Source organism: Pseudomonas sp. BF-R-19, from assembly GCF_019956445.1.
Lineage (GTDB): Bacteria > Pseudomonadota > Gammaproteobacteria > Pseudomonadales > Pseudomonadaceae > Aquipseudomonas > Aquipseudomonas fluorescens_BH.
In genome coordinates this window covers 73,197-91,013 of record NZ_JAHBDN010000011.1, presented here as the reverse complement: position 1 = coordinate 91,013, position 17,817 = coordinate 73,197, and the positions used below count along the sequence as shown (strand labels likewise).

The window sequence follows — 17,817 nt, the reverse complement described above, 5'->3', positions numbered from 1 at the left end:
ATGAGTTTAAGCGGGGGAGTGTGCTGGTCACGCTCTCTCGCTTTTTACGTTAAGAGGTGATGGGCATGGAGATGAGCGTAAAGCTTGGCGTGTCTTATCCGGCTCCGGCTCCCCAGCCAGCGAGCGCTGTCTCGGATAAAGCGCCGGAAAAGCCTGAAACCGCCAAAGTGACGCCAGTGGCGGATAAAAAAACGGATGTGGATGACGCCCATTTGAAGCAGGCGGTGCAGCAGATCGAAAAGTTCGTACAGTCGATCAAGCGCAATCTGGAGTTCTCGATAGACGAGCAATCCGGAAAGGTCGTCGTCAAAGTGATTGCAAGCGAAACGGGCGAAGTCGTGCGACAGATCCCCTCCGCAGAAGCCCTCAAGCTAGCGGAAAGCCTGAGCAATGCGAGTCACGTATTGTTCGACGCCAAGGTCTGATAGCTGGCATGAATAGTGTTTGTACGTTCTTGGGCGCAGGTATTGGTCAAAAGAGTGGCAGCAACCTGAAGGGAGACGAAAAATGGCAAGTCCAATTTTGCCGGGTACGGGCTTAGGTTCTGGCCTGGATATCGGTGCGATCGTCACTGCGCTGGTCAACGCCGACAAATCGGCGAAACAGACGCAGATCGATACTCAGACCAAAACCAACACGCTGAAGATTTCCGGTGTCGGTTCCCTGAAAAGCGCACTGACGGCCTTTCAGACGGCGCTGACCAATCTCGGTAGCAAGACCAACCCTGCGTTTGCCGGCTATGCCGCCACTTCGGGTACCCCGTCGATCCTGGGTGCAACTTCCGACAACACCGCCGTTGCCGGTACCTACAGCCTCGTTGTGAATAACCTGGCCACCAGCTCGAAAGTCGCCAGCGCTTCTTTTGCCGGCGGTGCCGCCAGTGCCATTCCGAGTGGTACTTTGAAAATCAGTCAGAATGGCACTGATTACGATGTCACGATTCCAGCCAATGCGACCTTGCAGAGCACCCGGGATGCCATCAACTCTGCGCAGGCGAGTAACGGTATTTCTGCCAACATCGTGACCGACAGCAGTGGTGCGTCGCGACTGGTGATCAGCTCCAGCAAGACTGGCGCGGGTTCCGACCTTACGATCAGCGGTATCGCCGGCCTTGAAATCGACGGCACCCAACCGATGGGCGCTAGCCCTTCGGCTACCAGTTCGGGGGCTGTCAACGGGGTTGCGGTGGATGCATCGCTGACCATCGATGGCCTGGCAGTGACCAGCAAGAGCAATACGGTGACCGGTGCAGTCAGCGGCCTGACCCTGAACCTGGCGTCCGTGAGCCCGGGTACGCCGCCGGCTGCGGCGACCGTTACCGTCGCGACCAACACCTCCGGATTGCAAACATCGATCCAGTCGTTCATTGACTCCTACAACACCCTGATGAACACCATCAACTCCCTGTCCAAGGCGACAGCGGATGCCGATGGCAACCTGACGGTTCAGGCGGCGTTTACCGGCGACTCGATGTCGCGCACACTGATTTCCGATATCCGCGGTGTGTTGACGGCTCCCGGGGCGGGCGGTCCATTGGCCGTGCTGTCGCAGATCGGCGTGCTGACGAGCGAGAAAACGGGCAACCTGGCGTTCAACACCACGGCGTTCAACGAGAAGATGGCCATCAACGGCATGAGCGGCCAAATGCAGCAGTTGTTCAACGGTAGCAATGCTACCAACGGCCTGCTGGCGCGCATGGGCGCCGCAATCAAGCCTTATGTGCAGACGGGCGGGTTGCTGGACCAGCGCAATACCAACCTGCAGAGCGTGAGCAAGAACCTTTCAACTCAGCAGACTGCGTTGGACTTTCGTGTCGCCAACATGACCAAGACGTTGACCGCCAAATACAACGCAATGGACCTTTTGGTCGGGCAAATGAAGGCGACGGCGAGCAACATCACCTCATTCTTCACTTCCTTGAACGCCCAGAAGTCCAACAGCTAGTCATTAGTTGGCGATAAAAACCTGGCTACGCATTTTCGCGTGTGCCGGGTTTTTGTCTTTTGATCTAAAGTTTTCTGTCTTGCAGGCGATACTCTGGCTATACGAGTCATTGTGGTAATGAGGTAGAACATGAATCCAATGTTAGCCCTTCGGCAGTATCAGAAAGTGGGCGCGCACGCCCAGACGTCCGAAGCAAGTCCGCATCGTTTGGTGCAAATGCTCATGGAGGGTGGCCTGGACCGTATCGCTCAGGCCAAAGGTGCCCTGGAGCGCAAGGACATTCCCGGCAAGTGTGTGTCGATCAGCAAGGCGATCGGCATCATCGGTGGTTTGCGTGAAGGCCTGGATCTTGAAAAATGCGCCGATACCGTGGGCGAACTCGACAGCCTTTACATCTACATGATGAAGCGCCTGGCCGAGGCGAACATCAGCAGCGACCCGAGGATTCTCGATGAGGTCGCGGGCTTGCTGCGCACGGTGAAAGAAGGCTGGGACGGCATTGCTGCGCCAGGTCCGCAGTTCTAGGGAGATCGCCATGAGTCTTGTATTGCAGCGAATAGAACAAACTCGTGAAGCGCTGGTCGGTGCCTTGGCCGAGCGCGACTGGGAGGCCATCGGTCAATTGGACCTGGATTGCCGTTCCTGCATGGAAGACGTCTTGAGCGAGGCTTCGCTGGACGAAGAAGTTCTGCGTAGCAATCTTGAGGAGTTGCTGTATGTCTACAAGCAGCTACTTGAGGTAGCGATGGGGGAGAGGCAGGCGATAGTCGATGAAATGTCTCAGATCCAGCAAGCGCGGAACGCAGCAAAGGTTTACCATCTGTTTGGTTAATTAACCCCAAGTTAATCCAGATATGTGCGCCATAAATTTGACTGTGCGCGGTTTTTTGACTTAACTAGTGGCTGGTTCCAGATTTCAGTCGTCTTCAGGCATAACGTGTCTGCAAGCGTCTAGCTTGCCCCAGCATTTTGGGCATTGAGTTGACTAGGGAAGTTGCTATTGCATGTGGCGTGAAACCAAAATTCTGCTGATTGATGACGATAGCGTCCGCCGCCGCGACCTGGCGGTGATTTTAAATTTTCTCGGCGAAGAAAATTTACCCTGTGGTAGCCATGACTGGCAGCAGGCTGTCGGCTCTTTGTCGTCAAGTCGTGAAGTAATCTGTGTCCTCATCGGGACGGTCAATGCTCCTGGTTCACTTCTGGGCTTGTTAAAGACACTCTCGACCTGGGATGAGTTCCTTCCGGTTTTGTTAATGGGCGATAATTCTTCCATTGACCTGCCGGAAGACCAGCGTCGGCGAGTGCTTTCGACCCTCGAAATGCCGCCCAGCTACAGCAAGTTGCTCGATTCGCTGCACCGTGCCCAGGTCTATCGCGAGATGTACGACCAGGCCCGCGAGCGCGGTCGTCATCGTGAACCCAATCTTTTCCGTAGCCTTGTCGGCACCAGCCGGGCGATTCAACACGTCCGCCAGATGATGCAGCAGGTTGCCGACACCGATGCCAGTGTGCTGATCCTCGGTGAGTCCGGCACCGGCAAGGAAGTGGTTGCGCGCAACCTGCATTACCATTCCAAGCGCCGCGAAGCGCCGTTCGTGCCGGTCAACTGCGGGGCGATTCCGGCCGAGTTGCTGGAAAGCGAATTGTTCGGCCATGAGAAGGGCGCCTTCACCGGGGCGATCACCAGTCGCGCCGGTCGATTCGAACTGGCCAACGGCGGCACCCTGTTCCTCGATGAAATCGGCGATATGCCGCTGCCGATGCAGGTCAAGTTGCTGCGCGTGTTGCAGGAGCGCACCTTCGAGCGCGTGGGCAGCAACAAGACCCAGAGCGTCGACGTGCGCATCATTGCGGCGACCCACAAGAATCTCGAAAGCATGATCGAGATCGGCACCTTCCGCGAAGACCTGTACTACCGCCTGAATGTGTTCCCGATCGAGATGGCGCCGCTGCGTGAGCGCGTCGAAGACATTCCGCTGCTGATGAACGAGCTGATCTCGCGCATGGAGCACGAGAAGCGCGGTTCGATCCGTTTCAACTCGGCGGCGATCATGTCGCTGTGCCGACATGGCTGGCCGGGCAACGTCCGCGAACTGGCCAACCTGGTGGAGCGCATGGCGATCATGCATCCATACGGCGTGATCGGCGTGGTCGAGTTGCCGAAGAAATTCCGCTACGTCGACGATGAAGACGAGCAAATGGTCGACAGCCTGCGCAGCGATCTGGAAGAGCGCGTAGCCATCAACGGCCATACCCAGGACTTCTCCGCCAATGCCATGTTGCCGCCGGAAGGCCTGGACCTGAAGGACTACCTCGGTGGTCTGGAACAGGGGCTGATCCAGCAAGCGCTGGATGATGCCAACGGCATTGTGGCGCGCGCCGCTGAGCGCCTGCGCATCCGTCGTACCACGCTGGTGGAAAAGATGCGCAAGTACGGCATGAGCCGTCGTGATGGAGACGAGCAGGCGGATGATTGACGCCTGTTTTTCAACTCATTCATTTATAAGAAGTTTTTTTTAGGCACGGGTATTGCTACGTCCCTCGCAACGTTCCGTTTCACTGACGGTCAGCCAAGCGAGAGAGCACGATGCCCCAAGCCGCCCAGATGTCTCCTGTCCCTGATGCTTTGCGGCAACCGTCGTCCGTAGAGCAGGCGAGCCGGCTTGGCCTTGAGCAGGCATTCGCGCTGTTCAATCAGATGTCCAGTCAGTTGACCGATTCCTACAGCATGCTTGAAGCCCGGGTCACCGAGCTCAAGGGTGAATTGGCGGTGGTCAGCGCTCAGCGCATGCAGGAGCTGGCGGAAAAAGAACGCCTGGCCAACCGCCTGCAAAACCTCCTCGATCTGTTACCCGGCGGTGTCATCGTCATCGACGCCCAGGGCATTGTGCGCGAAGCCAATCCGGCGGCGTGCGAGTTGCTGGGGCTGCCGCTGGAAGGTGAATTGTGGCGCCACGTCATTGCCCGCTGTTTTGCGCCGCGCGAAGACGATGGTCATGAAATCTCCCTCAAGGATGGTCGGCGTCTGTCGATCGCCACGCGCTCGCTGGACGCCGAGCCCGGCCAGTTGGTGTTGCTCAACGACCTGACTGAAACCCGCCATCTGCAGGATCAACTGGCCCGTCATGAGCGGCTGTCGTCGCTGGGGCGCATGGTCGCTTCGTTGGCTCATCAGATACGCACGCCGTTGTCCGCCGCGTTGCTGTACGCCAGTCATTTGACCGAGCAAGAGCTGCCGGTCGCTACCCGGCAGCGCTTTGCCGGGCGCCTCAAGGAGCGCCTGCACGAGCTGGAGCATCAGGTGCGCGACATGCTGGTTTTCGCCCGGGGCGAGTTACCACTGACCGACCGCGTGACGCCAGGCCAATTGATGCAATCATTGCAAGCGGCGGCGCTGACCCATGTGCAGGATCTGCCGATCCGCTGGCAGTGCGACAGTCACTCGGGGGAGTTGTTGTGCAATCGCGACACCCTGGTCGGCGCGATCCTCAATCTGATCGAGAACGCCATCCAGGCCAGTGCCGGTCAGTTGCGCCTCAAGGTTCACCTCTACACCCGCGGCAACAACCTGCGCCTGTGCGTCAGTGACAGTGGCAGCGGTATCGATGCCGCCGTTCTGGCGCGATTGGGCGAACCCTTTTTTACCACCAAGAGCACCGGTACAGGTCTTGGCCTGACCGTGGTCAAGGCAGTGGCGCGTGCTCATCGGGGCGAATTGCAGCTGCGCTCACGGCTCGGCCGCGGCACCTGCGCACAGGTGATCCTGCCGTTGTTCAGCAGCGCTCAAGGAGCGGAGTGACGCAGATGGGTATCAAGGTTCTGCTGGTCGAGGACGACCGCGCATTGCGCGAGGCACTGGCCGATACGCTCTTGCTCGCCGGGCACGATTACAAGGCCGTGGGTTCGGCAGAGGAGGCGTTGCTTGCCGTTGGCGGCGAGGCCTTCAGCCTGGTGATCAGCGACGTCAATATGCCGGGCATGGACGGCCACCAGTTGCTGGGCCTGCTGCGAGCGCGGCAGCCGCAGTTACCGGTGTTGCTGATGACCGCTCACGGTGCGGTCGAGCGTGCGGTCGATGCGATGCGCCAAGGGGCGGCGGACTATCTGGTCAAGCCATTCGAGCCCAAGGCGTTGCTCGATCTGGTGGGGCGTCATGCCCTGGGCAGTCTCGGCCTGGCCGAGGGTGAAGGGCCGATAGCATTCGAACCGGCGAGCGCGCAGCTACTCAAGTTGGCGGCGCGGGTCGCGCGCAGCGATTCCACGGTGCTGATCTCGGGTGAGTCGGGCACAGGCAAGGAAGTGCTGGCGCGTTACATCCATCAGCATTCTCATCGCGTCAGTCAGCCGTTCATTGCGATCAACTGCGCAGCGATCCCGGACAACATGCTCGAAGCGACTTTGTTCGGGCACGAGAAGGGCTCCTTCACCGGCGCCATTGCCGCGCAAGCCGGCAAGTTCGAGCAGGCCGACGGCGGCACCATTCTGCTCGACGAAATTTCCGAAATGCCCCTGGGACTCCAGGCCAAATTGCTGCGTGTGCTGCAAGAGCGCGAGGTCGAACGGGTTGGGGCGCGCAAACCGATCACGCTGGACATTCGCGTGGTCGCGACCACCAACCGCGACCTGGCGGGTGAAGTGGCGGCGGGGCGCTTCCGCGAAGATCTTTACTATCGCCTGTCGGTGTTTCCCCTGGCCTGGCGCCCGTTGCGCGAGCGCACCGCCGACATACTGCCGCTGGCCGAGCGCCTGCTGGCCAAGCACGTCAATAAAATGAAGCATTCGGCTGCCAGATTGTCGCCCGAGGCCCAGGCGTGCCTGATCGGTTATCCGTGGCCGGGTAACGTGCGTGAACTGGACAACGCGATTCAACGCGCGCTGATTCTGCAGCAGGGTGGCTTGATCCAGCCGCAGGATTTCTGCCTGGCCGGGCCGGTGGCTTGCGCACCACTGCCGGCGCTGGCGCGTCCCGTGGAAGTCGAGTCCGAGTCGGCTGGTGCGCTGGGCGATGACCTGCGTCGCCGTGAATTCCAGATGATCATCGATACCTTGCGCGCCGAGCGCGGTCGTCGCAAAGAGGCGGCCGAGCGCCTGGGCATCAGCCCGCGAACCCTGCGCTACAAGCTGGCGCAGATGCGCGATGCCGGCATGGATGTGGAAGCCTTTTTGTTCGCGACCTGATCCTGATTGTGTCCCTGTAGGAGCGAGCTCTGCTCGCGATGGTCGTTAACGATAACTCGGCTGGTCTGAAGGAGCGCGGTGTCCCGGCATTCATCGCGAGCAAGCTCGCTCCTACAGGGATCGGAATAAAGCTCAGGATGGGCTTTTGTTCAGAGTGGCCATGGAGCTGGCACCCTTGTTGCTAACACCTCATTACCCGCCGAGTGAGTGTCAAAAAATTGCGGGTCGCCAAAGAGAGAAACCATGAGCCAAGGTATTGAATTCAATCGGTTGATGCTGGATATGCGCGCCATGCAAATGGACGCCATGTCTGCGCCGAAATCGACTGCCGTCCCTGAACTGTCGGGCAGCAGCTTTTCCGACATGTTCGGTCAGGCCATCAATAAAGTGAACGACACCCAGCAGGCTTCCACACAGTTGGCCAGCGCCTTCGAAATCGGCAAAAGCGGCGTCGACCTGACCGATGTGATGGTTTCTTCGCAGAAGGCCAGCGTGTCGTTCCAGGCGTTGACCCAAGTGCGTAACAAAGTGGTTCAGGCCTACCAAGACATCATGCAGATGCCGGTTTAAAGGACGAGATTGAGTCATGGCAGAAGCAGTCGCCGATAACGTTCCGGCCAAGGCCACTCCAATAGACGGCAAGCCGCCGCTGTTCGGGTTGTCCTTTCTGGAAAACCTCTCCGAGATGACCATGTTGCGTCAGGTGGGCCTGTTGGTCGGCCTGGCGGCGAGCGTGGCGATTGGTTTTGCCGTGGTGTTGTGGTCCCAGCAACCGGACTACCGGCCTCTGTACGGCAGCCTTGCCGGCATGGACGCCAAGCAGGTCATGGATACCCTGGCCTCCGCCGATATCCCCTACACCGTCGAACCCAATTCCGGTGCCTTGCTGGTCAAGGCCGATGACATGTCCCGTGCGCGGCTCAAGCTCGCAGCCGCTGGCGTCACTCCCAGCGACGGCAACATCGGTTTTGAAATCCTCGACAAGGAACAGGGACTGGGCACCAGCCAGTTCATGGAAGCGACCCGCTATCGTCGCGGCCTCGAAGGCGAACTGGCTCGCACCATTTCCAGCCTGAACAACGTCAAGGGTGCCCGCGTGCACTTGGCGATCCCGAAAAGCTCGGTGTTCGTGCGCGACGAGCGCAAGCCGAGCGCTTCGGTTCTGGTTGAACTCTATTCCGGTCGTTCCTTGGAGCCCGGCCAGGTCGTGGCCATCATCAACCTGGTGGCGACCAGCGTTCCCGAACTCAGCAAGTCGCAGATCACCGTGGTCGACCAGAAAGGCAACCTGCTCTCGGATCAGGCGGAAAACTCCGAACTGACCATGGCCGGCAAGCAGTTCGACTACAGCCGTCGCATGGAAAGCATGCTCACCCAGCGCGTGCACAACATCCTGCAGCCGGTGCTGGGCAACGACCGTTACAAGGCCGAAGTCTCGGCCGACGTGGATTTCAGTGCAGTCGAGTCGACATCCGAGCAGTTCAATCCGGACCAGCCGGCATTGCGCAGCGAGCAGTCGGTCAACGAACAACGTACCGCCAGCAATGGTCCGCAAGGTGTGCCGGGTGCCTTGAGCAACCAGCCTCCAGCGCCGGCGTCCGCGCCGCAAACCACCGGTGGCGCCGCTGCGTCGGCCGGCATGGTGCAGCCAGGCCAGCCGCTGATCGATGCCAATGGCCAGCAAATCATGGACCCGGCCACCGGTCAGCCGATGCTCGCGCCGTACCCGGCGGACAAGCGTCAACAATCGACCAAGAACTTCGAACTCGACCGTTCCATCAGCCACACCAAGCAGCAGCAGGGTCGTTTGAATCGCCTGTCGGTGTCGGTGGTGGTCGATGATCAGGTCAAGATCAACCCGGCCAACGGCGAAACCAGCCGTTCGCCATGGACCGCCGATGAATTGGCGCGCTTCACTCGCCTGGTTCAGGACGCGGTCGGCTTCGATGCCAGCCGTGGCGACAGCGTCAGTGTGATCAACATGCCGTTCTCCGCCGAGCGCGGTGAAGTGATTGCCGATATTCCGTTCTACTCCCAGCCGTGGTTCTGGGACATCGTCAAGCAAGTGCTGGGTGTGCTGTTCATTCTGGTGCTGGTGTTCGGTGTGCTGCGTCCGGTGCTCAACAACATCACCGGGGGCGGCAAGGGCAAGCAGTTGGCTGGTATCGGCAGTGACGCCGAGTTGGGTGGCATGGGCGGTCTGGATGGCGAGTTGGCCAACGACCGTGTCAGCCTCGGTGGCCCGACCAGCATTCTGCTGCCGAGCCCGAGCGAAGGTTATGACGCTCAGTTGAACGCAATCAAGAGTCTGGTGGCAGAAGACCCGGGTCGTGTGGCCCAGGTCGTGAAAGAGTGGATTAACGCAGATGAGTGATAACCGAGCCGTTGCCGCCAAGCTGTCCAAGGTCGACAAGGCCGCAATCCTGTTGCTGTCCCTGGGCTCCACCGACGCGGCCCAGGTGCTGCGCCACATGGGCCCCAAAGAGGTCCAGCGCGTGGGCGTGGCCATGGCCCAGATGGGTAATGTGCACCGCGAGCAGGTCGAGCAGGTGATGAGCGAGTTCGTCGATATCGTTGGCGACCAGACCAGCCTGGGCGTCGGCTCCGACGACTATGTGCGCAAGATGCTCACCCAGGCCCTGGGCGAAGACAAGGCCAACGGCCTGATCGACCGCATCCTGCTCGGTGGCAACACCAGCGGCCTCGACAGCCTGAAGTGGATGGAGCCGCGCGCCGTCGCCGACGTGATCCGTTACGAGCACCCGCAGATCCAGGCGATCGTGGTGGCGTATCTCGATCCGGACCAGGCCGGTGAAGTGCTCGGCAACTTCGACCACAAGGTGCGGCTGGACATCATCCTGCGCGTGTCTTCGCTGAACACGGTTCAGCCAGCAGCCCTGAAAGAACTTAACCAGATTCTCGAGAAGCAGTTCTCCGGCAACTCGAATGCCTCGCGCACCACCCTGGGCGGCATCAAGCGTGCGGCGGACATCATGAACTTCCTCGACAGCTCGATCGAAGGCCAGCTCATGGACTCGATCCGCGAAGTCGACGAAGACCTGTCCGGTCAGATCGAAGACCTCATGTTCGTGTTCAACAACCTGGCCGATGTCGACGACCGCGGGATCCAGGCGCTGTTGCGCGAAGTGTCCTCCGATGTGCTGGTGCTGGCCCTCAAGGGCTCGGACGAAGGCGTCAAGGAGAAGATCTTCAAGAACATGTCCAAGCGTGCCGCCGAACTGTTGCGCGACGACCTGGAAGCCAAGGGCCCGGTTCGCGTCAGCGATGTGGAAACCGCGCAGAAGGAAATCCTCACCATTGCCCGCCGTATGGCCGAAGCCGGAGAGATCGTTCTCGGCGGCAAGGGCGGCGAGGAAATGATCTAACACCATGGTCAAGAATGATGATGCACCCACTGACCTGATCCGGGCCAGGGATGTCAGTGGCTTCGATACCTGGGCGCTGCCCAGCTTCGACCCGCCGGAACCCGAGCCGGAACCTGAGCCTGAACCCGAGCCGCCGGAAATGGAGGAAGTGCCGCTGGAGGAAGTCCAGCCACTGACCCTCGAAGAGCTCGAAAGCATTCGCCAGGAAGTCTACAACGAAGGTTTCGCGGTGGGTGAGAAAGAGGGTTTCCACAGCACCACGCTCAAGGTCCGCCAGGAAGCCGAACAGGCATTGGCGCCGAAGCTTGCCGGCCTGGAGCAACTGATGAGCCATCTGTTCGAGCCCATCGCCGAGCAGGACACCCAGATCGAAAAGTCCCTGGTCGACCTCGTGCGGCACATCACCAGGCAGGTGATCCAGCGCGAACTGGCCATCGACTCGACGCAGATCGAACACGTCATGCGCGAAGCCCTCAAGCTCTTGCCGTTGGGCGTGGGCAATGTGCGGCTGTACATCAATCCGCAGGATTTCGCACAGGTCAAAGCCCTGCGCGAACGCCATGAAGAAACCTGGCGCATCGTCGAGGACGAATCGTTGTTGCCCGGCGGTTGCCGGGTCGAGACAGAACACAGCCGCATCGACGCCACGGTGGAAACCCGCATCGCGCAGGTGATGGACAAGCTGTTCGATCAGTTGCACGAGCAAACCTTGCACCCGGCCGCGCCGGACTTGAGCCTGGAACTGCCGATCGACAGCAAGCCTGCTGCCGCGCCAGAAGCGGATGCACCTGATGCGCCTTGAACGCACCAGCTTCGCCAAGCGCCTGGGCAGTTACGCCGAGGCCACGGAGCTGGCCGGCGCACCGATCCTTGAGGGCCGCTTGCTGCGCATGGTCGGCCTGACCCTCGAAGCCGAAGGTCTGCGCGCCGCCATGGGCAGCCGTTGCATGGTGATCAACGACGACAGCTATCACCCGGTGCAGGTTGAAGCCGAAGTCATGGGCTTCTCCGGCAGCAAAGTCTTTCTGATGCCGGTCGGCAGCGTTGCCGGTATCGCACCTGGCGCCCGCGTTGTTCCCTTGTCCGATACCGGGCGTTTACCGATGGGCATGAGCATGCTCGGGCGGGTGCTGGATGGCGCCGGTCGCGCGCTGGACGGCAAGGGCGGGATGAAGGCCGAAGACTGGGTGCCGATGGATGGCCCGACCATCAACCCGCTCAAGCGCGAACCGATCAGTGAACCGCTGGACGTGGGTATTCGCTGCATCAACGGCATGTTGACGGTCGGTCGCGGTCAACGGCTCGGGCTGTTCGCCGGTACCGGCGTCGGTAAATCCGTGCTGCTGGGGATGATGACGCGCTTCACCGAGGCCGACATCATCGTCGTCGGGCTGATCGGTGAGCGGGGTCGTGAAGTTAAAGAGTTCATCGAGCACATCCTCGGTGAAGAAGGGCTCAAGCGTTCAGTGGTGGTGGCGTCCCCCGCGGACGATGCGCCGCTGATGCGCCTGCGCGCGGCCATGTATTGCACGCGCATCGCCGAATATTTCCGCGACAAGGGCAAGAATGTCCTGTTGCTGATGGATTCGCTGACCCGTTTCGCCCAGGCCCAGCGGGAAATCGCCCTGGCCATCGGCGAGCCGCCGGCGACCAAGGGCTATCCGCCGTCGGTGTTCGCCAAGCTGCCGAAACTGGTGGAACGGGCCGGCAACGCGGAGAAGGGCGGTGGTTCGATCACCGCGTTCTACACCGTGTTGTCCGAAGGCGATGACCAGCAGGACCCGATTGCCGACTCGGCGCGGGGCGTGCTCGACGGGCACATCGTGCTGTCCCGGCGTCTGGCCGAGGAAGGGCATTACCCGGCCATCGACATCGAGGCGTCCATCAGCCGGGTGATGCCGGCGGTGGTGTCGCCGGAACACATGGCCCGTGCGCAATATTTCAAGCAATTGTGGTCGCGCTATCAGCAGAGCCGCGACCTGATCAGCGTCGGCGCCTATGTCGCCGGCGGAGATCGCGAGACCGATCTGGCGATTTCTCTGCAGCCACAATTGGTCAAATACCTGCGTCAGGGTCTCAACGACAGCATCAGCCTGGGTGAAAGCGAAGCGTATCTCGCCTCGATCTTCGCGCCCGCGGCAGGCGGTTAAGCGGTCATGGCCCTGAGTCGGGCAGGAAGGCTGGCGCCGGTGGTGGAAATGGCCGAAAAGGCCGAGAAAACCGCGGTCCAGCGCCTGGGGCACTTTCAAGGGCAGGTTCGCCTGGCACAAAGCAAACTGGCCGACCTCGAAGCCTTCCGTCTCGACTATCAGGAGCAATGGATAGTGCGCGGCAGCGGCGGCGTCTCGGGTCAATGGTTGCTGGGCTATCAGGGCTTTCTCGCGCAACTGGGCACGGCCATCGACCAGCAGCGACAAAGCCTGGCCTGGCATCAGAACAACCTGAACAAGGCCCGGGACACCTGGCAGCAGGCGTTTGCCCGGGTCGAAGGTTTGCGCAAGCTGGTTCAGCGTTATGCCGATGAAGCGCGGGCGCTTGAGGACCGGCGCGAACAGAAACTGCTGGATGAATTGTCCCAGCGTTTGCCGCGCGAGAACCCCTATTGAGCGTGCTTTCAAAAACAGGCTGGCTTGCCCCCATCCACAGCTGGTGCTAAACCTTCTAAACGTTTTCCAAAGACAAGGAAGCCATTGAATGTCAGTCGTTACCGAAGTGTCCCCTGATGGGCAAAAGTTGACGATATCGGTCAAAGGACGATTCGATTTCGCCAAACATCAGGAATTTCGTCAGTCCTACGAAGATAAACAGCTATCGGCGGTTGTGGTCGACCTGAAAGACGCCACATACCTCGACAGCTCGGCCCTGGGCATGCTGCTTTTGCTGCGCGATCACGCCGGTGGCGACGACTCCGATGTGCGCGTCGTCAACAGCAGTACCGACGTGCGCAAAATCCTCGCCATCTCCAACTTCGACAAATTGTTCGACATCAGTTGAATGCCATGCAGCCACTGGAGCCGCTGACGATCCTGATTGCCGAGGACAGCGCCGCCGATCGCCTGCTGCTGTCTAGCATCCTGCGCCGCCTGGGGCACGACGTGTTGACGGCGGCCAACGGCGCCGAAGCGGTCGACACGTTTCGCCAGCAGCAACCACACCTGGTGTTGATGGATGCAATGATGCCGGTCATGGACGGCTTCGAGGCGGCCCGGCAGATCAAGGCCCTGGCCGGGGAAACCCTGGTGCCGATCATCTTCCTCACGTCGTTGTCCGAAAGCGAAGCACTGGCCCGTTGCCTGGAAGTCGGCGGCGACGACTTTCTGGCAAAGCCCTACAACCAGGTGATTCTCGCTGCCAAGATCAAGGCGATGGATCGCTTGCGGCGCTTGCAGGACACCGTGCTGCAACAGCGTGACCAGATCGCCCGGCACCACGACTACCTGCTCAACGAACAGCGCGTGGCCAAGGCCGTTTTCGACAAGGTGGCGCACTCCGGCTGCCTGAATGCCGCTGCGAATATCCGTTATCTGCAATCGCCCTATGCGCTGTTCAACGGCGACCTGTTGCTGGCCGCGTTCACCCCGGCCGGAGACATGCACGTGCTGCTGGGAGACTTCACCGGCCATGGTCTGCCGGCGGCGGTGGGCGCCATGCCTCTTGCCGAAGTCTTCTACGGGATGACCGCCAAAGGTTACGGCCTGGCGGAAACCCTGCGCGAGATGAATGCCAAGCTCAAACGCATCCTGCCGGTGGACATGTTCTGCTGTGCCACGTTGCTGTGCCTGAGTTTTCAGCGTCGTTCGGTGGAAGTCTGGAACGGCGGCATGCCGGACGGTTACCTGCATCGCGTTGCCAGTGGCGAGCGAACGCCTCTGCCGGCGCGGCACCTGCCTTTGGGGGTACTGAGCCCGGAATCCTTCGATGAGCGTACCGAGGTGTTTCCCATGGCGCTCGGGGATCGGGTGTTTCTCCTGTCCGATGGGGTGATCGACACCTGCGACGCCAACGATCAGTTGTTTGGCGTGCAGCGATTGCAGCAGGTGTTTGCCGCCAATCGCCAGCCAGATGCGCTGTTCGAAGAGATCGAACAGGCGCTGCGACAGTTTGGCGCAGAAGCGCGTGACGATATCAGCATGGTCGAAATCAGCCTGCTGGAGTCGGCGCAGATCACTGCGCCGGTGTTGGTCTACTCCGACAGCGGCCAGTCCTGCCCGCTGGACTGGTCGGTGAGTTTCGAGTTTCGCGCCGCCACGCTCAAGCGCTTCAATCCCTTGCCCTATCTGTTGCAGTTGCTGCTTGAGGTGCATGGCCTCCGGGCTCAGAGCAGTGCGCTCTACAGTGTGCTGGCGGAGCTCTATTCCAATGCGCTGGAGCATGGCGTGCTGGGGCTGGATTCGAGCCTCAAGCGCGATGCCTCGGGGTTTGCGCGGTATTATCAAGAGCGCAATACCCGGCTGGACGAGCTTCAGGAAGGCTATGTACGGTTACATTTCAAGGTGGCGCCAACAAGCGAGGGCGGTTGCCTGACCATTCACATCGAAGACAGCGGCAAGGGTTTCGATGTCGAGCGGGTGATGGCAAGACCTGTGGATGACATCCGCCTGTCGGGACGTGGCGTCAGTCTGATCCGTCAGTTGGGGCGTAATGCCCGCTGGATCGACGATGGTCGAAGTGCACGCGTGGAGTTTGTCTGGGAGGCTCTGGCATAATCCGCGCATTCTTGATCAAGGAGTGAGCAAGTGGACGACACACATGTGGATCGCGACGTGCTGAGTGCATTGCAGGAAGTGATGGAAGAGGGCTATCCGGATCTGCTGGATATCTTTCTTGCGGACTCCGAAGAGCGCCTGCAAGCATTGAGAACAGCTGACAGTGCCGCACTGCTCGTTGAAACCGCCCATAGCTTAAAAGGCAGCAGCAGCAATATGGGCGCGCGCAGGCTGACCGAGCTATGCCATCAACTTGAGCAGCAGGCCAGAAGTTTGCCATGCACCGCCATTGCGGAACTGGTCGGCGAAATCGACCGCGAGTTCGCCGCTATCCGGCCTCTGTACGAAGCTGAACGACAGCATTGCCCGACGAAAATCTGAGCATTCGACGCATTTGATCTCCTTCGAGTGAAGCTGGCTCGACCTTTGCATTTAACTCGTCCAACTGTACTTACGAGCCCCGTGCAGCGGAGACCGTTTCATGCCCGTTACCCCCAATATTCTGCTTCAGGCCTCCAGACAGGCCAAGACTCAAGCGGCCTGCGCCAATCCTCCGGCGCTGACCGCTGAGCCCGGGGACAAGGCCGCAAGCTTCGCTCATGTCTATGCCAATCAGGCCCAGAGCAAGCCCGATGCGTTGGCGGATGCCTCGGTCAAGCCGGGGCGCGAAAAAAGCTCCGATGTCGCCGGAAAAGAAGACACTGGCGACGACAAACCTGCCGCCGGGGAACCGGTGGTTGCCGATGGCGGCAAATCCTTGCCTGCCGACACGCCGATGCAGGCTGACGACAAGACTGTCGGCGATGAGGGGTCAGTTGCTGACCCGGCTCCGGTCGTCGATGCAGCACCGCTCGATCCGGCGCTTGATCCTTCATTGCAGCCAGTCCTTCAGCCAGTCGTGCCGGCACCGGTAGCACCCGCCGTGGCCGACACCGTGCAACCTGCCGCCGTAGAAGCGCCAGTTGCCGCCGCGGCTACGGCTACGGCTACGGCTGCAATCGCTCCAGCGCTGGCCACTACCGACGGCGATTTCGATCCCTCGACCGATCCGCTCGACGCATTGCCGGCGGTGCGCCTGGCGATGGAGCAGAGCGGTCACGTATCGGCTTCCAGCCAGGCGCAGCCCAAGGCTGCACCGACACAGGCGCAAGCCCAGGCTGACGGTGAGCTGACACCGGCGCAAAACTTTGCCGCCGGCATGGCGACCCTGCTGGATGTTCAGGGCGACAAGAGCAGCACCGGTCAGGGCGACGACAAGGCTTTCAGTGGCTTGATCGATGATGGCCTGAAGGATCTCAAATCCGCCAGCAGCGACACCCGTGTCGATGATTTCGCCAGCCGTCTGGCCGCGCTGACCCAGGCGGCCACACCGAAGGCAGCCAATGCCTTGCCGGTGAACCAGCCGATTGCCATGCACCAGAGCGGCTGGACCGAAGAGGTGGTGAACCGGGTCATGTACCTGTCCAGCGCCAATCTCAAGGCCGCAGACATCCAGTTGCAGCCCGCTGAGCTTGGGCGCCTGGACATTCGGGTGAACATGGTTCCCGATCAACAGACCCAGGTCACGTTCATGAGTGCGCATCCGGGTGTCCGTGAGGCGCTGGATGGCCAGGTCCATCGCTTGCGCGACATGTTCGCGCAGCAGGGCATGGGGCAGGTTGATGTCAACGTTTCGGACCAGTCCCGAGGATCGCAGCAAGGGCAGGAACAAGCCCGGCAAAGCCAGAGCGGGCGGACCAATGCCAGCGGCGGTCGCCTCGATTCAATGGATGACGATGTGGCCCCGGGCATTGCTGAGGTGGCTGCCAATACCACCCGCGTGATCGGCTCCAGCGCGGTCGATTACTACGCCTGACGAACACAACACCTAACCCTGTGGGAGCGGGCTTGCTCGCGAAGAGGCCATCAGCTTCAACAACACTGTTGCCTGATACACCGTCTTCGCGAGCAAGCCCGCTCCCACATTGGTTTGTGGTGTTTGGTCTATTGCGCCCGCTCTCAGCCATTCTGCTTCTGATACTTCTGGCATAACACTTGCTCTTGCCTTGCCGTGCGACTGTGAAAACCCGAATAGTGACGGATTATTGGCATGGCGAAGAGCGACGCAGCAGTAAAAGACCCCGCAACCAAAGGCAAACTCAAGCTGATTATCGTGATCGTGCTGGCCCTGCTGCTGGCGATCGGTGTGTCCGTGGGGGCGACCTGGTACTTCATGCACAGCGCTCAGAGCAAGCCTGCCGCCGCCGTGGCAGAAACCGCTGCCATCGGCAAACAGCCGGCGATTTTCGAGGCGATGGCGCCGGCCTTCGTGGCCAACTTCAACCAGAACGGTCGCCAGCGCTACATGCAAGTGAGCATCACCATGCTCGCGCGCAACCAGGCGGACCTGGATGCACTCAAGGTCCACATGCCGGTGATCCGCAATAACCTGGTGATGCTGTTCTCCGGGCAGGACTTCGCGACCCTCGCCTCGCCGGTCGGCCAGGAAATGCTGCGGCAGAAAGCCACCGCCAGCGTCCAGGAAGTGGCGCAGAAAGAGCTCGGCAAAGTGGTGATCGAACAGTTGCTTTTCACTAATTTCGTACTGCAGTAGGAACACG

Annotated in this window: 18 protein-coding genes; all 18 read left to right on the top strand. The window is 60.5% G+C overall.

The window, feature by feature from the left end; all coding sequences use genetic code 11:
- Window positions 1-65: 65 nt before the first annotated feature.
- The 18 genes from KGB28_RS00695 to fliL all read left to right on the top strand — a co-directional run bounded on the left by KGB28_RS00695 (window position 66) and on the right by fliL (window position 17,810).
- Complete coding sequence (locus KGB28_RS00695; protein ID WP_223441161.1) at window positions 66-425, top strand: flagellar protein FlaG; 360 nt, start codon at window positions 66-68, stop codon at window positions 423-425.
- Window positions 426-507: 82 nt separating this feature from the next.
- Window positions 508-1,944, top strand: coding sequence for a flagellar filament capping protein FliD (gene fliD / locus KGB28_RS00690; RefSeq protein WP_223441159.1), 1,437 nt, complete (start codon window positions 508-510; stop codon window positions 1,942-1,944).
- A gap of 129 nt (window positions 1,945-2,073) precedes the next feature.
- A complete protein-coding gene (gene fliS / locus KGB28_RS00685; protein ID WP_151213381.1) occupies window positions 2,074-2,469 on the top strand; it encodes a flagellar export chaperone FliS in 396 nt (131 codons plus the stop codon).
- Between the two features lie 10 nt (window positions 2,470-2,479).
- Window positions 2,480-2,776, top strand: coding sequence for a hypothetical protein (locus KGB28_RS00680; RefSeq protein WP_015096255.1), 297 nt, complete (start codon window positions 2,480-2,482; stop codon window positions 2,774-2,776).
- Window positions 2,777-2,948: 172 nt separating this feature from the next.
- Window positions 2,949-4,424: a sigma-54 dependent transcriptional regulator gene (locus tag KGB28_RS00675; protein ID WP_223441156.1), complete on the top strand. Its 1,476-nt coding sequence runs from the start codon at window positions 2,949-2,951 to the stop codon at window positions 4,422-4,424.
- Window positions 4,425-4,552: 128 nt separating this feature from the next.
- Entirely contained in the window at window positions 4,553-5,746 is a 1,194-nt protein-coding gene (locus KGB28_RS00670) for a sensor histidine kinase (RefSeq protein WP_223441297.1), read from the top strand.
- Window positions 5,747-5,751: 5 nt separating this feature from the next.
- Window positions 5,752-7,125: a sigma-54-dependent transcriptional regulator gene (locus KGB28_RS00665; protein ID WP_223441154.1), complete on the top strand. Its 1,374-nt coding sequence runs from the start codon at window positions 5,752-5,754 to the stop codon at window positions 7,123-7,125.
- A 243-nt stretch (window positions 7,126-7,368) separates the two neighbouring features.
- Window positions 7,369-7,695, top strand: a complete 327-nt coding sequence (gene fliE, locus KGB28_RS00660; RefSeq protein WP_150753434.1) for a flagellar hook-basal body complex protein FliE — start codon at window positions 7,369-7,371, stop codon at window positions 7,693-7,695.
- 16 nt (window positions 7,696-7,711) lie between these two features.
- The gene (fliF, locus tag KGB28_RS00655; RefSeq protein ID WP_223441152.1) at window positions 7,712-9,499 is read left to right on the top strand and encodes a flagellar basal-body MS-ring/collar protein FliF; all 1,788 of its coding nucleotides are present in this window, start codon (window positions 7,712-7,714) and stop codon (window positions 9,497-9,499) included.
- Window positions 9,492-10,511: a flagellar motor switch protein FliG gene (gene fliG / locus KGB28_RS00650; RefSeq protein ID WP_007983391.1), complete on the top strand. Its 1,020-nt coding sequence runs from the start codon at window positions 9,492-9,494 to the stop codon at window positions 10,509-10,511. Before fliF ends, fliG begins: the two co-directional genes overlap by 8 nt.
- Window positions 10,512-10,515: 4 nt before the next feature.
- Window positions 10,516-11,313, top strand: a complete 798-nt coding sequence (gene fliH / locus KGB28_RS00645; protein ID WP_223441150.1) for a flagellar assembly protein FliH — start codon at window positions 10,516-10,518, stop codon at window positions 11,311-11,313.
- Window positions 11,303-12,661, top strand: a complete 1,359-nt coding sequence (gene fliI, locus KGB28_RS00640) for a flagellar protein export ATPase FliI (RefSeq protein ID WP_150724464.1) — start codon at window positions 11,303-11,305, stop codon at window positions 12,659-12,661. The genes fliH and fliI overlap by 11 nt, the downstream gene beginning before the upstream one ends.
- Before the next feature lie 6 nt (window positions 12,662-12,667).
- Window positions 12,668-13,117 (top strand): flagellar export protein FliJ, encoded by a 450-nt coding sequence (gene fliJ / locus KGB28_RS00635; protein ID WP_150753430.1) that lies wholly within the window; start codon window positions 12,668-12,670, stop codon window positions 13,115-13,117.
- A gap of 88 nt (window positions 13,118-13,205) precedes the next feature.
- Window positions 13,206-13,505 carry an STAS domain-containing protein gene (locus KGB28_RS00630; protein ID WP_223441148.1) on the top strand — a complete coding sequence of 100 codons (300 nt, stop codon included), beginning with the start codon at window positions 13,206-13,208 and terminating at the stop codon, window positions 13,503-13,505.
- Window positions 13,506-13,510: 5 nt separating this feature from the next.
- Window positions 13,511-15,217: a fused response regulator/phosphatase gene (locus KGB28_RS00625; protein WP_223441146.1), complete on the top strand. Its 1,707-nt coding sequence runs from the start codon at window positions 13,511-13,513 to the stop codon at window positions 15,215-15,217.
- A 30-nt stretch (window positions 15,218-15,247) separates the two neighbouring features.
- The gene (locus KGB28_RS00620; protein WP_223441144.1) at window positions 15,248-15,598 is read left to right on the top strand and encodes an Hpt domain-containing protein; all 351 of its coding nucleotides are present in this window, start codon (window positions 15,248-15,250) and stop codon (window positions 15,596-15,598) included.
- 100 nt (window positions 15,599-15,698) lie between these two features.
- Window positions 15,699-17,072: a flagellar hook-length control protein FliK gene (locus KGB28_RS00615; protein ID WP_223441142.1), complete on the top strand. Its 1,374-nt coding sequence runs from the start codon at window positions 15,699-15,701 to the stop codon at window positions 17,070-17,072.
- Window positions 17,073-17,306: 234 nt separating this feature from the next.
- On the top strand, window positions 17,307-17,810 hold the full coding sequence (gene fliL / locus KGB28_RS00610) for a flagellar basal body-associated protein FliL (RefSeq protein WP_223441140.1): 504 nt from the start codon (window positions 17,307-17,309) through the stop codon (window positions 17,808-17,810).
- The last annotated feature ends 7 nt before the right edge of the window (window positions 17,811-17,817 follow it).

What these genes read in the sequence shown, in the direction of transcription:
- fliS (WP_151213381.1), top strand. Translation starts at nt 2,074, where the DNA reads ATGAATCCAATGTTAGCCCTTCGGCAGTATCAGAAAGTGGGCGCGCAC.
- fliL (WP_223441140.1), top strand. Translation starts at nt 17,307, where the DNA reads ATGGCGAAGAGCGACGCAGCAGTAAAAGACCCCGCAACCAAAGGCAAA.
- KGB28_RS00675 (WP_223441156.1), top strand. Translation starts at nt 2,949, where the DNA reads ATGTGGCGTGAAACCAAAATTCTGCTGATTGATGACGATAGCGTCCGC.
- KGB28_RS00670 (WP_223441297.1), top strand. Translation starts at nt 4,553, where the DNA reads ATGTCTCCTGTCCCTGATGCTTTGCGGCAACCGTCGTCCGTAGAGCAG.
- KGB28_RS00625 (WP_223441146.1), top strand. Translation starts at nt 13,511, where the DNA reads ATGCAGCCACTGGAGCCGCTGACGATCCTGATTGCCGAGGACAGCGCC.
- fliF (WP_223441152.1), top strand. Translation starts at nt 7,712, where the DNA reads ATGGCAGAAGCAGTCGCCGATAACGTTCCGGCCAAGGCCACTCCAATA.
- KGB28_RS00615 (WP_223441142.1), top strand. Translation starts at nt 15,699, where the DNA reads ATGCCCGTTACCCCCAATATTCTGCTTCAGGCCTCCAGACAGGCCAAG.
- KGB28_RS00630 (WP_223441148.1), top strand. Translation starts at nt 13,206, where the DNA reads ATGTCAGTCGTTACCGAAGTGTCCCCTGATGGGCAAAAGTTGACGATA.
- fliJ (WP_150753430.1), top strand. Translation starts at nt 12,668, where the DNA reads ATGGCCCTGAGTCGGGCAGGAAGGCTGGCGCCGGTGGTGGAAATGGCC.
- KGB28_RS00695 (WP_223441161.1), top strand. Translation starts at nt 66, where the DNA reads ATGGAGATGAGCGTAAAGCTTGGCGTGTCTTATCCGGCTCCGGCTCCC.
- fliH (WP_223441150.1), top strand. Translation starts at nt 10,516, where the DNA reads ATGGTCAAGAATGATGATGCACCCACTGACCTGATCCGGGCCAGGGAT.
- KGB28_RS00680 (WP_015096255.1), top strand. Translation starts at nt 2,480, where the DNA reads ATGAGTCTTGTATTGCAGCGAATAGAACAAACTCGTGAAGCGCTGGTC.
- fliI (WP_150724464.1), top strand. Translation starts at nt 11,303, where the DNA reads ATGCGCCTTGAACGCACCAGCTTCGCCAAGCGCCTGGGCAGTTACGCC.
- fliE (WP_150753434.1), top strand. Translation starts at nt 7,369, where the DNA reads ATGAGCCAAGGTATTGAATTCAATCGGTTGATGCTGGATATGCGCGCC.
- fliG (WP_007983391.1), top strand. Translation starts at nt 9,492, where the DNA reads ATGAGTGATAACCGAGCCGTTGCCGCCAAGCTGTCCAAGGTCGACAAG.
- fliD (WP_223441159.1), top strand. Translation starts at nt 508, where the DNA reads ATGGCAAGTCCAATTTTGCCGGGTACGGGCTTAGGTTCTGGCCTGGAT.
- KGB28_RS00665 (WP_223441154.1), top strand. Translation starts at nt 5,752, where the DNA reads ATGGGTATCAAGGTTCTGCTGGTCGAGGACGACCGCGCATTGCGCGAG.